Consider the following 12,259-nt stretch of genomic DNA (forward strand, 5'->3'; position numbering starts at 1 on the left):
GCACAGCCCCCATGAGCCGTGCCGCGTTGGATGCAAGTACCCTAAGCACCGCCCGGAGGCATCACCAAACCTCACGGAGAACGGTTACACGACGGAAACCAACTCGCCGATTCGTTGCGTCGACGCACGGTTCGTTGCGCGTGGGGCCTGCATCTCGCATGGATCTGCTGCGAGGAATCCCCGAGGCTGCCGCTATCATCCCTGGCCCCGCACGACAGGTGTGGCCGTCCCGTACGATCAGCCGCGTGAGCGACGTGACGAGGGCCCGGCTGGCGGACGACGGCGGGGTGCCCTCCCGGGGGCGCGTGCGGGCGGAGATCGCGATCGTCCTCGCCCTGTCGCTCGGCGCCTCCGCGGTGTACTCGCTCCTGTCCTTGGCGAACCGGCTGACCCGCGACGTCGCCCTCTCGCAGCAGACCGCGACGCTGAACTCGTCGCTCAGCGACCGGCCGGTCTTCGACCTGCTCTACCAGCTGATGGGCATCGCGGTCGACCTCGTGCCGGTGCTGCTGGTGGCCTTCCTGCTCTGGCGGGAGGCCCGGCCGCACCTCGGCCGTCTCGGGGTCGACTTCTCGCGCGCGGGCCGCGACGTCGCGGGCGGAGCGGGCATCGCCCTCGCGATCGGCGTGCCGGGCATCGGCCTCTACCTCGTCGGGAAGGCCCTCGACCTCACGGTGACCGTGGTGCCCACCGACCTCGCGCAGCACTGGTGGACGGTGCCGGTGCTGCTGCTCTCGGCCCTGCGCGCCGGCGTCACCGAGGAGGTCATCGTCGTCGCCTACCTCTTCGCGCGCCTCCGCGACCTCGGCTGGCGGACCTGGCCCATCATCGTCACGGCGGCCCTGCTCCGGGGCACGTACCACCTGTACCAGGGGTTCGGCGCGTTCGTCGGCAACCTCGTGATGGGGCTGGCCTTCGGCTGGCTGTACGCGCGCACCGGGCGCGTGCTGCCGCTCGTCGTCGCGCACGTGCTGATGGACGCCGCGGTCTTCGTGGGCTACCCGTGGGCCGCCGCGACCTTCCCCTCGTTCTTCGGCCTGCCGAGCTGACGACGGGGCGCCGGCCGCTCCGCTCTCGCGGGGCGGCCGGGGCGCCGTGGGCGGGGACGCCGTCGGTGGGCGCGGACGGCGCCTAGGCGAACGCCTCCACCGGCGGGCACGCGCAGAACAGGTTGCGGTCGCCCCAGGCCTGGTCGATGCGGCGCACCGGCGGCCAGTACTTGCCGCGCACGAGCGACCGGACGGGGTAGACGGCCTCGTCGCGGGTGTAGTCACGCGACCACTCCCCCGAGATGACCGACTCCGCCGTGTGCGGCGCGCCGCGCAGCGGGCTCTCCTCCACCGACCAGCGACCGGCGGCGACCTGGTCGGCCTCCGCCTTGATGGCGATCATCGCGTCGACGAAGCGGTCGATCTCGGCGAGGTCCTCGCTCTCGGTCGGCTCGACCATCAGCGTGCCAGCGACCGGGAACGACATCGTCGGCGAGTGGAAGCCGTAGTCGACCAGGCGCTTCGCGACGTCGTCGACCGTCACGCCAGTGGCGTCGCGGAGCGGGCGCAGGTCGAGGATGCACTCGTGCGCCACGAGGCCGTTCTCGCCCGAGTACAGCACCGGGTAGTGCTCGCGTAGGCGGGCGGCGACGTAGTTCGCGGCGAGCACGGCGGCGCCGGTCGCGGCGGTGAGGCCCTCCGTGCCCATCATCCGGACGTAGGTCCAGCTGATCGGCAAGATGCTCGGCGACCCGTAGGGGGCGCTCGAGACGGGGACGCCCCCGTGTGCGAGGCGCTCGCCCGCACCGGCGGCGGAGGCGCCGGTGCGGCGGTCGGCCTGCTGCGCGAGCGGGTGGCCGGGCAGGAACGGCGCGAGGTGCGCCTTCGCCGCGACCGGCCCGACCCCGGGGCCGCCGCCGCCGTGGGGGATGCAGAACGTCTTGTGGAGGTTGAGGTGCGAGACGTCGCCCCCGAACTCGCCGAAGCGCGCGACGCCGAGCAGGGCGTTGAGGTTCGCGCCGTCGACGTAGACCTGGCCGCCGGCCGCGTGGACGGCGTCGGTGACCTCGCGGATGTCGTGCTCGTAGACGCCGTGCGTCGACGGGTACGTGATCATCAGCGCGGCGAGGTCGTCGGCGTGCTCGGCGACCTTGGCCCGCAGGTCGGCGAGGTCGACGTCGCCCTGCTCGTTGCAGGCGACGACGACGACGCGGAGGCCCGCGAGGACGGCGCTTGCGGCGTTCGTGCCGTGCGCGCTCTGCGGGATGAGGCAGACCGTGCGGGCGAGGTCGCCGTTCGCGCGGTGGTACCCGCGGATCGCGAGGAGGCCGGCGAGCTCGCCCTGGCTGCCCGCGTTCGGCTGCAGCGAGACGGTGTCGTAGCCGGTGACCTCCGCGAGCCAGCCCTCGAGCTGACCGATCATCTCGAGGTAGCCCTCGACGTCGGAGGCCGGGGCGAACGGGTGGACCCCGGCGAACTCCGGCCAGGTCACCGCGGCCATCTCGGTCGCGGCGTTGAGCTTCATCGTGCAGCTGCCGAGGGGGATCATGCCGCGGTCGAGCGCGTAGTCCTTGTCGGCGAGGTGCTTGAGGTAGCGCATCATGCTGGTCTCGCTGCGGTGGGTGCGGAAGACCGGGTGCGTCAGGTAGTCCGAGGTGCGGAGGGCCGCCTCGGGCAGGACCTCGACCCGCGCCGCCGCGTCGAGCGGGGGCAGCGTGACGCCGAGCACGTCGGCCACCACCGCGACGTCGTCGCGGGTGGTCGTCTCGTCGAAGGAGAAGCGCACGCAGTCGTCGTCGACGGCCCAGAGCAGGTAGCCGCGCTCGTGGGCGCTGGCGACGACCTCCCGGGCCCGGCCGGGCACGAAGACCTGCAGGGTGTCGAAGAACGAGTCGCGCTCGAGCTCGAGGTCGCTGGCCGTGATCGCCGCGGCGAGGTCGACGGCGTGGTCGTGCACGCGCCCGGCGATGTGCCGGAGGCCCCACGGGCCGTGGTAGACCGCGTACATCGAGGCCATCACGGCGAGCAGCACCTGGGCGGTGCAGATGTTCGAGGTCGCCTTCTCGCGGCGGATGTGCTGCTCGCGCGTCTGGAGGCTGAGCCGGTAGGCGGGGTGCCCCTCGGCGTCCTGCGAGACGCCGACGAGGCGCCCGGGCAGCTGACGCTCGAGACCGGTGCGGACGGCCATGTAGCCCGCGTGCGGGCCCCCGAAGCCCATGGGCACGCCGAAGCGCTGGCTCGTGCCGACGGCGACGTCGGCGCCGAACTCGCCGGGCGCCCGCAGCAGGGTCATCGCGAGCAGGTCGGCGGCGACGACCGCGAGGCCCCCGGCCGCGTGGGCGGCCTCGACGACGGGCTCAGGGTCCCACACGGCGCCCGAGGCGCCCGGGTACTGCACGAAGACGCCGAAGGCGGCCGGCAGGTCGGCGGGCGCGGTCGTCGCGAGGTCGAGCTCGACGATCTCGACGCCGACGGCCTCGGCGCGGCCGGCCAGCAGCGCCTTCGTCTGCGGCAGCGCGTCCGCGTCGACGACGAAGACGTCGCTCGGCGCCTTCGACGCGCGGCGGGCGAGCAGCATGCCCTCGACGACGGCCGTGCCCTCGTCGAGCATCGACGCGTTGGCGGTCGTCAGGCCGGTCAGCTCGGAGACCATGGTCTGGAAGTTGATCAGGGCCTCGAGGCGGCCCTGCGAGATCTCGGGCTGGTACGGCGTGTAGGCCGTGTACCAGCTCGGGTTCTCGAGCACGTTGCGGCGGATCACGGCCGGGGTCACGGTGTCGTGGTACCCGAGGCCGATCATGCTGCGGGAGGCGCGGTTGCGGTCGGCGAGCCCGCGGAGCTCGGCCAGCGCCTCCTCCTCGCCGATCGGGGCGGGCAGCACCGAGCCCTCGACGGCGGACGCGTGGATGCTGTCGGGCACCGCGGCGCTCACGAGCGAGGCGACGCTGTCGTGCCCCAGCACGTCGAGCATGGCGCGCTGCTCGGCCGTGGTCGTGCCGACGTGGCGGTCGACGAAGCCGGTCGCGGCGCGGTCGGACCAGTCGCCGAACACGCTGCCCTCGGTCACGGCGCTCATTCGGCGGTCAAGGCGACGTACTCGTCGCGAGAGAGGAGGCCGACCTGGTCGCTCGACGACAGGGTGATCTTGATCAGCCAGCCCTCGCCGAACGGGTCGCTGTTGACGAGGTCGGGGCTGTCGACGACGGCCTGGTTCGCCTCGAGCACGGTGCCGAGCGCGGGGGCGAAGAGCTCGCCGACCGACTTGGTCGACTCGATCTCGCCGACGACCTTGCCGGTCTCGACCTCGGTGCCCTCGGCGGGCAGGTCGACGTAGACGACGTCGCCGAGCTTGTCGGCCGCGTAGTCGGTGATGCCGACGGTGGCGGTGTCGCCGTCGATGAGCAGCCACTCGTGCTCAGAGGTGTACTTCAGGGCGGTGAGGTCGGTCATGGCCGGGCCTTTCGTGGGGGCCGTCGTGCGACGGAGGCGGGGGCTGGGGTCGTGGGGGCGGTGCGGGAGGGCGGTGCGGGAGGCGCGGTGCCGGCCGGGCGGGCCGGCCGCGGGCGAGCGAGCGGCCGGGCTAGGAGCGCTTGTAGAACGGCAGCGGGACGACCGCCGCCGGGATCGCCGTGCCGCGCACGTCGACGGCGAGGCCGGGGCCCCGCTCGACGACCTCGGGGTCGACGAACGCCATGGCGACGGGGTGGCCGAGGGTCGGCGACAGCGCCCCCGAGGTGACCTCGCCGACGACCGTGCCGTCGTCGGTGACCACCGGGTAGCCGGCGCGGGCGGCGCGGCGGCCCTCGAGCGCGAGGCCGACGAGCACGCGGGCGTCGGGCGCGGGCTCGACGCCGGCCTTGCCGACGAACTCCTTCGAGGTGTCGACGACGCGGCCGAGCCCGGCCTGGGCGGGTCGCACGTCGAGCCCGAGCTCGTGCCCGTAGAGGGGCATGCCGGCCTCGAGGCGGAGGGTGTCGCGGCTGGCGAGGCCCGCGGGGACGACGCCGCGGGGCGCGCCGGCCTCGGCGAGCGCCGCCCACAGCTCGGGCGCGGTCTCGGGGTCGAGGTAGAGCTCGAAGCCGTCCTCGCCGGTGTAGCCGGTGCGGGCGATCAGCACGGGCGCGTCGTCGAAGGTGCCCTGCAGCACGCGGTAGTAGCGGAGCGTCGACAGCGGCGCGTCGGGCTGGAGGCGGTCGCTCGTGACCAGCTCGTCGAGGACGCCCTCGGCCTCGGGCCCCTGGATCGCGATCAGCGCGGTGTCGTCGCTCTCGTCGTCGACCGTGACGTCGAAGCCGGAGGCGCGGGTCGCGAGGGCGGAGAAGGCCGCGTCGCGGTTCGACGCGTTCGCCACGACGAGGAAGTCGTCGTCCTCGAGCCGGTACACGACCAGGTCGTCGACGATGCCGCCCTCGGCGCTGAGCAGCAGCGAGTACTTCGCGCGGCCGACCGCGATGGTCGAGAGGGTGCCGGCCAGCGCCCGGTCGAGGAAGGCCCCGGCCTCGGGGCCGGAGACGGCGATCTCGGCCATGTGCGAGAGGTCGAAGAGGCCGGCGGCGGTGCGCACGGCGTGGTGCTCGGCGAGGTCGGAGCTGTAGCGGACGGGCATCTGCCAGCCGGCGAAGTCGGTGAAGCTCGCGCCCGCCGCGACGTGGACGTCGTGCAGCGGGCTCAGCCGCTCGTCGGGCTCGTCGGCGGCGAGCGCCTCGGCCTCCGCGCCGTCGACGACCTCGAGGTCGCCGGCGCCCGGGCCGGTCGCGACCCCCTCGGTGCCGTCGTCGCCGGTGACGACGTCGCCGACGGCCTCCGCGCCGACGGGGGCCTCGGGCTCGAGCTCGTCGTCGACGAGGTCGGCGTCGGTGGGGCCGGGGGCGGCGGGCAGGTTCGAGGACGCGTCGGACATCGGACTCCTGGAGGGACGGCCCGGCCGCGGGTGTCGCCGGCCGGGAGCGATGCCGTGCAGCACCTGCACGACGGGGTGGGCAGCGGCCAGCGTCGCTGGTCGCGGCTCCCCCTCTGTCATGGGCCTGAGAGCTTCACCGACCGAGGTCGGTTTTCACCGTGGGCGAGGAGGACGTCGGCCGACCTGACGACGGCGCGGTGCCTCCTGCTTTTCAGAGTGGCCAGTCCGTCGCGGTACGCGTACCTGAGAGATTGGCGGGGAGCTTGCTCCTTCGGTGCCCGGTCGGCGCAGCATCTGCGCACCGGAGCTCTCCCGCGACGTGTTCGTGGCCCGATGTTCGGTTGTGGGGGGCAGCCTACAGGCGGCGTGTGACGAGCAGGTTTCGTGGGGGCGAGCGGCTCAGCCGAGCCGGGCGGCCAGCCAGCGCACCGCGCCGGCCTCGTCGACGTAGGCCTCGTCGTCCTCCGCCGCCGCCGCGGCCCGGAGGGTCTCGCGGAACACCGGCCCCGGCGTCAGCCCGGCGTCGATGAGGTGGCGCCCCGTGAGCAGGCCGCGCCCCGGCGTCGGCGGCGTCGCCGCGGAGACCTCGCGCCAGGCGTCGGCGGCCCCCCGACGGGACGCCCCGGCCCGCCCGGCCGCGTCGGCGTCGACGACCCGCGCCCAGTCGTCGAGCCCGGCAGGCGCGAGCCGTCGGCGCAGCCGCCGCACGGCGGGGCCGGAGGGACGCCCCGGCACCGAGACGTGGGTCATGTGCTCGCGGACCACCGGCAGCACCCGCTCCACGACGGCGCGGGGCGCCCCCATCGCGGCGAGCGTGCGCCTGGCGGGGTCGACCCCGGCCTCGGCGTGCCCGAGCGACCGCACGCGCCCGTCGTCGCCGAGCTGCGTGTGCGTGGCCTTGCCGAGGTCGTGCAGCAGGGCCCCGAGCACGGCCACCTCACGGTCGGCCGGGGCCGTGCCCTCCTCCTCGGCGGCCGTGGCTGCGGCGCGGGCCGCCAGCCCGAGGTGGGTCCACACGTCGCCCTCGGGGTGCCAGGCCGGATCCTGCGGCACGTCGCGCACGGCCGCGAGGTCGGGCCACCGCGCGAGCCAGCCGGTCTGCTCCAGGGCGACCAGCGCCTCCGGCCAGTGGACCGCCCGGCGCGCGAGCTTCCGCCACTCGGCCCAGATCCGCTCGACGGGCAGGTCGGCCGCGGCGGGCAGCAGCTCGCGGCAGAGGGCGGCGGTCTCCGCGGCGACCGCGAAGCCGAGCCGGCCGGCCAGCTGCACGACGCGGAGGCCGCGCAGCGGGTCGTCGCCGAAGTGCTCGGAGACGTGCCTCAGCACGCCGCGCGCGAGGTCGGCCTCGCCGCCGTGCGGGTCGACGAGCTCGTGCGAGACCGGGTCCCAGGCGATGGCGCCGACGGTGAGGTCGCGACGGGCGGCGGCGGCTCGGTCGGCCTCGGCGACGCTCTGACCCGGCACGAGCGGCTCGACCGACACCTCGACCTCCTCGCCGTCGACGACGACCGAGACGACGAGGAAGGCCGCGCCGCGGACGGCGACGGGGCCGAGCGGGGCGAGCGCGGCCCCGAGCACCTCGGTCGACACGTCGCCGTGCGCCTCCAGGTCGAGGTCGCGGGGAGGCTCGGGCGGCAGGCCGCGCCTCTCGGCGAGCAGCGCGTCGCGCACGGTGCCGCCCACCACGAGGGGGCGGAGGCCGAGGTCCGTCAGCACGCCGACGACGGCCGAGGAGGCGCGGGTCGGCACGACGAGGCCCGGTGCGGCCCGGCGGCCGCCCGCGTCGGTCACGCCAGGGGGCCGGTGAAGCGGCCGGGGAACGGCACCGGCACGTCGTCGCGCTCGTCGGCCGCGAGCACCGCGTCGCGCACGTGCGCCATGAGCACGGCGATGTCGGGCGGGAGCTGGGCCTGCGAGGCGCCCCCGTCGTCGACGACCTCGTCGAGCACGAGCACGCGGACGCCGGCGAGGAGCTCGGGCGGCGAGGGCACGGCCACGTACGTCGTGCCCGGCAGCAGCAGCCACTCGCGCTGCCAGGGCTGCGACGAGAGCGCCGAGAGGTCGCGGCCCGTGCGCGTGACGACGGCGACGAGCGTCGGCCAGCCGAGGTTGTCGGAGGCCACCAGCGGGTCGAGGCTCGCGGGCGTCGGCACCGTGACGCGGAACGGCGTCGCGGGCAGCGCCTCCTCCGCGCTCGAGCGGAAGACGACCGCGGGCGACGGGGGCATCGCGAGGGCGGCGGAGACGACGTCGGTGGGCTGCGGCGTGGCGGAGGTCATGGTGCGCCGATCCTGCCACGGACGACGCCCCGGCCGCGGGGTCGCGGTCGGGGCGTCGGGGAGGTCGAGCCGGGGCGTCAGGCCTGGGCGGGCGTGCCGGGCTGCCCGGGCTCGGGCGAGCCGGCGGCCTGGTGGGCCGCCACCAGCGCGCGGACGTCGCCGGCGAGCTGGGCCACGCCCTCGGGCAGCATCTCGAAGCCCTCGGCGTTGCCGGGGTTCACGACGAGGCCGGTCTGGGCCGGGATGGCCTGCACGAGCTCGGCGGCGGGCAGCACGGCCGTGTACTGCGCCACGCCCTTCACCTGCTCGCCGACCATGTCGACGTGGGTGAAGGCGGCGAGCATCGGCGTGCCCTCGCGGTCGAACAGCACGGGCTGCAGGTCGTTGAGGGACTCCTGGGCGTCGGTCGCGGTGGGCACCACGACCTGCGAGTTGACGAACTCGGCGAGGACGGAGTTCATGTCTCCCTCCCCTGCCTGGCCCTTGCTGATGGCCTGCTCGAGGGCGGTCGGTTCGCGGTTCTCCGTAGCGGTCATCCGTCGATCCTGCCCGGTCGACCTCCGAGTCGGCTCCGTGGGGTCGGCGCGTCAGCCGACCCGCGCCTCCGACCGGCCCGCCACGACCGTCGCGTCGCGGTCGTCGTCGCGGTGCACGCGGGTGACGAGTCCGGCCGCGGCCAGCAGGGCCTCCGTGGCGTCGGCCTGCGCCTCGCTCGTCTCGACCAGGAGGCTGCCGCCGGGGGCGAGCCAGGCCCGCGCCTCCCCCGCGATCCTCCGGTGCAGGTCGAGCCCGTCGGCGCCGCCGTCGAGGGCGAGCACGGACTCGTGGAGGCGCGCCTCGGGCGGCATCGTCGCGATCGCGCCCGTCGGGACGTACGGCGCGTTGGCGACCAGCACGTCGACCCGGCCGAGGAGGCGCGGGGGCAGCGGCCGGAACAGGTCGCCCTCGAGCACGGACGCGCGGTCGCCGAGGGTGCGCCGGGCACGGCCGACCGCGGCGGGGTCGAGGTCGGCCGCCACGAGGTCGAGGGCGGGGCGGCGGTGCAGCAGGGCCGCGGAGACGGCGGCGACGCCGCAGCAGAGCTCGACGACGACGGGGCGGGCGGGGGCGCCGCGGCGGACGGGGGCTCCGGCGACCGTGCCGTCGAGGAGGGCGTCGGCGACGTCGACGAGCAGCTCGGTGCGGCGACGCGGGACGAACACCCCCGGCACGACGGGGACGCGCAGGCCGTCGAAGGACGCCCAGCCGAGCACCTGCTCGAGGGGCTCGCCGGCGACGCGGCGACGGACCATCGCCTCGCGCTCGCCGCCGGTCGCGGCCTCGACGAGCAGCCGGGCCTCGTCCTCCGCGAAGACGCAGCCGGCGGCGCGCAGGCGGTCGACGACGTGCTGCTCGTCGCCCTGCTCGGCTCGCTGCCCCGCCCGCTGCTCGACCACGCCGCCAGCGTAGGCCCCGGGGTGCGGCGGGTCACTGTCCTCCCCGGCAGTGGTGCGGCGGGTCGCCCTCCTCCCCGGCGGGCCATCGTGGGCCCGCCCACGAGGACGCGGACTCGCCGCACCCCCTGTTCCTCCTGCACCGAGCCCGCACGGGACGGGCCCCGGATCCGCTGATCCACTCCAGAGTGGATCAGCGGATCCAGACCGCCAGGTCCGGACCTCCCCCGGCACCGTGCCCGGCCAGGAGCCCGGGGACGGTCGGCGGGTCGCCGTCCTCCCCGGCGGGCCGGCGCGGGCCCGCCCACGAGGACAGGGACCCGCCGCATCGGCACGGCACGCGCACACGCACCGCACCAGGCCCACGCCCGGCGGCGGCGCGGCCGGGCCGCGTAGGCTCGCAGCACCGACGGCACGAGGGAGAACATGAAGCCGCTGACCGAGTCCGACATCCGCGAGTCGTTCGTCAACGCCCTGCCGGGCGACCTGGACCGCCTGCCCATCCCCGGCCTGCACGAGATGCTCTGGAGCGAGCGCGAGTTCCTCGGCTGGCGCGACCCGCAGGCCCACCAGCGCGGCTACATCGTGCACTGGGTGGACGACCGACCGGTGGGCCTCGTCGTGCGCTCCTCCGGTGCCTCGCTCCGCCCCGGCATCGCGGCGATGTGCTCGCTCTGCCACTCCCCCCAGCCGGCCACGCAGGTGCGGCTCTTCACGGCGCCGAAGGCGGGCGAGGCGGGAGCCAACGGCGACACCGTCGGCACCTACATCTGCGAGGACCTCGCGTGCTCGCTGCTGATCCGGGTCGCGCCGCCGCACCTCAACCCGCCCGAGCAGATCGACCGCCGGGCCGCGGGCCTCACCGAGCGCGTCCGAGGATTCACGGCGAACGTCATGAAGACGGCCTGACCACCGCCCTATCGTCGAGGAGGCGCGGTGCCGGTCGGCACCGCGCCCCACGAACCGCAGAGGGAGACCCCGTGTCCGTCGTCAAGATCAACGCCATCCACGTGCCCGAGGGGGCCGGCTCCGAGCTGGAGTCGCGCTTCGCCGCCCGCAAGCACTCGGTCGACGGGGCCCCCGGCTTCGAGGGGTTCCAGCTGCTCCGCCCCGTCGCGGGCGAGTCGCGGTACTTCGTCGTCACGACCTGGGCCGACGAGGAGTCGTTCCGCGCGTGGTCCGAGACGGGCGCGAAGGCGGCCCACGCCGGGCCTCCCGCGGACGGTGCCGAGGCCCCGCGCCGGCCCGTCGCCTCGGGCGCCGACCTGCTCGAGTTCGAGGTCGTCGAGCTCTAGCCCGCCCCGACCGACCCGCCGAGGCACCACGTCCTCGCACCGGAACCAGGCCGCGGCGTGGTTCCCGTGCGAGGACGTGGTTCGTCGGCACCGTGCGATGCACGAGGGCGCAGGGGCCGGGTGCCTCGACGTCGAACTGCCGTGCCCCGCGTCCCCAGTGGACTCCAGGCTTCCCGCGTACCCTGCTGCCCAGTCGCCGACCCGTCCGGGTCGACCCGAGAGGTGTCGTCACCATGAAGAAGTCCGCCCGCTGGATCACCGCCGCGGCCGTCCCGGTCGCCGTCGTCGCCGCCGGCGTCGTCGTGCCCGCCGTCTCGGCGAACGCCGAGGTCTCGCTGCCCGACAAGTCGGCGTCGCAGATCCTCCAGATGATCGCGGGCAGCTCCGACGCCGCGTTCTCCGGCACCGTCGAGCAGACCAGCGACCTGGGCCTGCCCGAGCTGCCGGCCTCGGCCTCGCGCGGGGGCTCGGGCGACTCCGTCTCGCAGGCCCTCGAGCTGCTGACCGGCAGCCACACCGCCCAGGTCTTCGTCGACGGCGCGTCGAAGCAGCGCGTCCAGGTCGTGGAGGACCTCGCCGAGCGCGACGTCGTGCGCGACGGCGACAGCGTCTGGGCCTGGGACAGCAGCACCAAGGAGGCGACGCACGCCACCCTGCCCGAGCACGAGGCCCGCGAGCTGCCGAGCACGCTGCCCGACGGCACCGCGGTGCCGCAGACGCCCGCCGAGCTGGCCGACGCCCTCGTGGCCGCCGTCGAGCCCAGCACGACCGTGACCACGAGCGACGACGTCTCCGTCGCCGGCCGTGACGCGTACCAGATCGTCCTCACCCCCGACGACGCCTCGACGCTCGTCGGCAGTGCCACGCTCACCGTCGACGCCGAGACCGGCGTTCCCCTCAAGGTCGTCGTGGCCGCGAAGGGCCAGGCCGACCCGGCCTTCTCGGTGGGCTTCACCGACGTGGACTTCCGGGCCCCCGACTCCGACGTGTTCGACTTCACGGCGCCCGCCGGGGCCGACGTCACCGAGGTGACGCCGCCCGCCGAGGGCACCGGCCACGACGGCCACGGCTCCGAGGCCCAGGGCGAGCGCCCGACCGTCGTGGGGTCGGGCTGGAGCACCGTCGTCGGCCTGCCGGCCTCGACGTCGACGGACGCAGCCGTGGGCGGCCAGCCCGCTGACCAGGCCGAGGGAGACGCCGGCGACGCCGCCGCGCTGCTCGACCAGGTGACCACCGCCGTCGACGGCGGCCGCGTGCTGCAGACCTCGCTGGTCAGCGTCTTCCTGGCCGACGACGGCCGGGTGTGGGTGGGGTCCGTGGACGCCGACGCCCTCCGCACCGCCGCCGCCGGCCGGTGACCGAC

11 protein-coding genes and 2 riboswitches are annotated in these 12,259 nt (G+C 75.3%); of the genes, 4 read left to right on the forward strand and 7 right to left on the reverse strand.

All coding sequences use genetic code 11. The annotated features are described in order from the left end of the window. The first annotated feature begins 254 nt into the window (after positions 1-254). On the forward strand, positions 255-1,049 hold the full coding sequence (locus IFT72_RS08195) for a CPBP family intramembrane glutamic endopeptidase (RefSeq protein ID WP_235491319.1): 795 nt from the start codon (positions 255-257) through the stop codon (positions 1,047-1,049). Between the two features lie 82 nt (positions 1,050-1,131). Here the strand turns inward: IFT72_RS08195 and gcvP are convergent, their stop codons facing one another. From gcvP to IFT72_RS08230, 7 genes are all read right to left on the reverse strand, one after another. Next, positions 1,132-3,960 carry an aminomethyl-transferring glycine dehydrogenase gene (gene gcvP / locus IFT72_RS08200; protein ID WP_244634360.1) on the reverse strand — a complete coding sequence of 943 codons (2,829 nt, stop codon included), beginning with the start codon at positions 3,958-3,960 and terminating at the stop codon, positions 1,132-1,134. A 101-nt stretch (positions 3,961-4,061) separates the two neighbouring features. Next, positions 4,062-4,439 carry a glycine cleavage system protein GcvH gene (gene gcvH, locus IFT72_RS08205; protein WP_167259769.1) on the reverse strand — a complete coding sequence of 126 codons (378 nt, stop codon included), beginning with the start codon at positions 4,437-4,439 and terminating at the stop codon, positions 4,062-4,064. A 130-nt stretch (positions 4,440-4,569) separates the two neighbouring features. Next, positions 4,570-5,889, reverse strand: a complete 1,320-nt coding sequence (gcvT, locus tag IFT72_RS08210) for a glycine cleavage system aminomethyltransferase GcvT (RefSeq protein ID WP_192046110.1) — start codon at positions 5,887-5,889, stop codon at positions 4,570-4,572. Positions 5,890-5,995: 106 nt separating this feature from the next. Further along, positions 5,996-6,109: riboswitch (glycine riboswitch) on the reverse strand. Between the two features lies 1 nt (position 6,110). Then, positions 6,111-6,214, reverse strand: a riboswitch (glycine riboswitch). A gap of 74 nt (positions 6,215-6,288) precedes the next feature. Next, positions 6,289-7,680 carry an HD domain-containing protein gene (locus tag IFT72_RS08215; RefSeq protein ID WP_192046111.1) on the reverse strand — a complete coding sequence of 464 codons (1,392 nt, stop codon included), beginning with the start codon at positions 7,678-7,680 and terminating at the stop codon, positions 6,289-6,291. Continuing rightward, complete coding sequence (locus IFT72_RS08220) at positions 7,677-8,168, reverse strand: hypothetical protein (RefSeq protein WP_056056588.1); 492 nt, start codon at positions 8,166-8,168, stop codon at positions 7,677-7,679. The genes IFT72_RS08215 and IFT72_RS08220 overlap by 4 nt, the downstream gene beginning before the upstream one ends. 77 nt (positions 8,169-8,245) lie before the next feature. Continuing rightward, the gene (locus tag IFT72_RS08225) at positions 8,246-8,704 is read right to left on the reverse strand and encodes an SseB family protein (protein WP_082514536.1); all 459 of its coding nucleotides are present in this window, start codon (positions 8,702-8,704) and stop codon (positions 8,246-8,248) included. A 51-nt stretch (positions 8,705-8,755) separates the two neighbouring features. Continuing rightward, complete coding sequence (locus IFT72_RS08230; RefSeq protein WP_192046112.1) at positions 8,756-9,604, reverse strand: putative protein N(5)-glutamine methyltransferase; 849 nt, start codon at positions 9,602-9,604, stop codon at positions 8,756-8,758. A 423-nt stretch (positions 9,605-10,027) separates the two neighbouring features. Between IFT72_RS08230 and IFT72_RS08235 the strand changes: the two genes are divergently transcribed. The 3 genes from IFT72_RS08235 to IFT72_RS08245 all read left to right on the forward strand — a co-directional run bounded on the left by IFT72_RS08235 (position 10,028) and on the right by IFT72_RS08245 (position 12,254). Further along, on the forward strand, positions 10,028-10,510 hold the full coding sequence (locus tag IFT72_RS08235) for an FBP domain-containing protein (RefSeq protein WP_056056592.1): 483 nt from the start codon (positions 10,028-10,030) through the stop codon (positions 10,508-10,510). Positions 10,511-10,581: 71 nt separating this feature from the next. Beyond that, complete coding sequence (locus IFT72_RS08240) at positions 10,582-10,896, forward strand: antibiotic biosynthesis monooxygenase (protein ID WP_192046113.1); 315 nt, start codon at positions 10,582-10,584, stop codon at positions 10,894-10,896. A 233-nt stretch (positions 10,897-11,129) separates the two neighbouring features. Next, on the forward strand, positions 11,130-12,254 hold the full coding sequence (locus IFT72_RS08245) for a DUF2092 domain-containing protein (protein WP_192046114.1): 1,125 nt from the start codon (positions 11,130-11,132) through the stop codon (positions 12,252-12,254). Positions 12,255-12,259 lie beyond the last annotated feature (5 nt).

Source organism: Frigoribacterium sp. CFBP 8754, assembly GCF_014841815.1.
Classification (GTDB): Bacteria; Actinomycetota; Actinomycetes; order Actinomycetales; family Microbacteriaceae; genus Frigoribacterium; species Frigoribacterium endophyticum.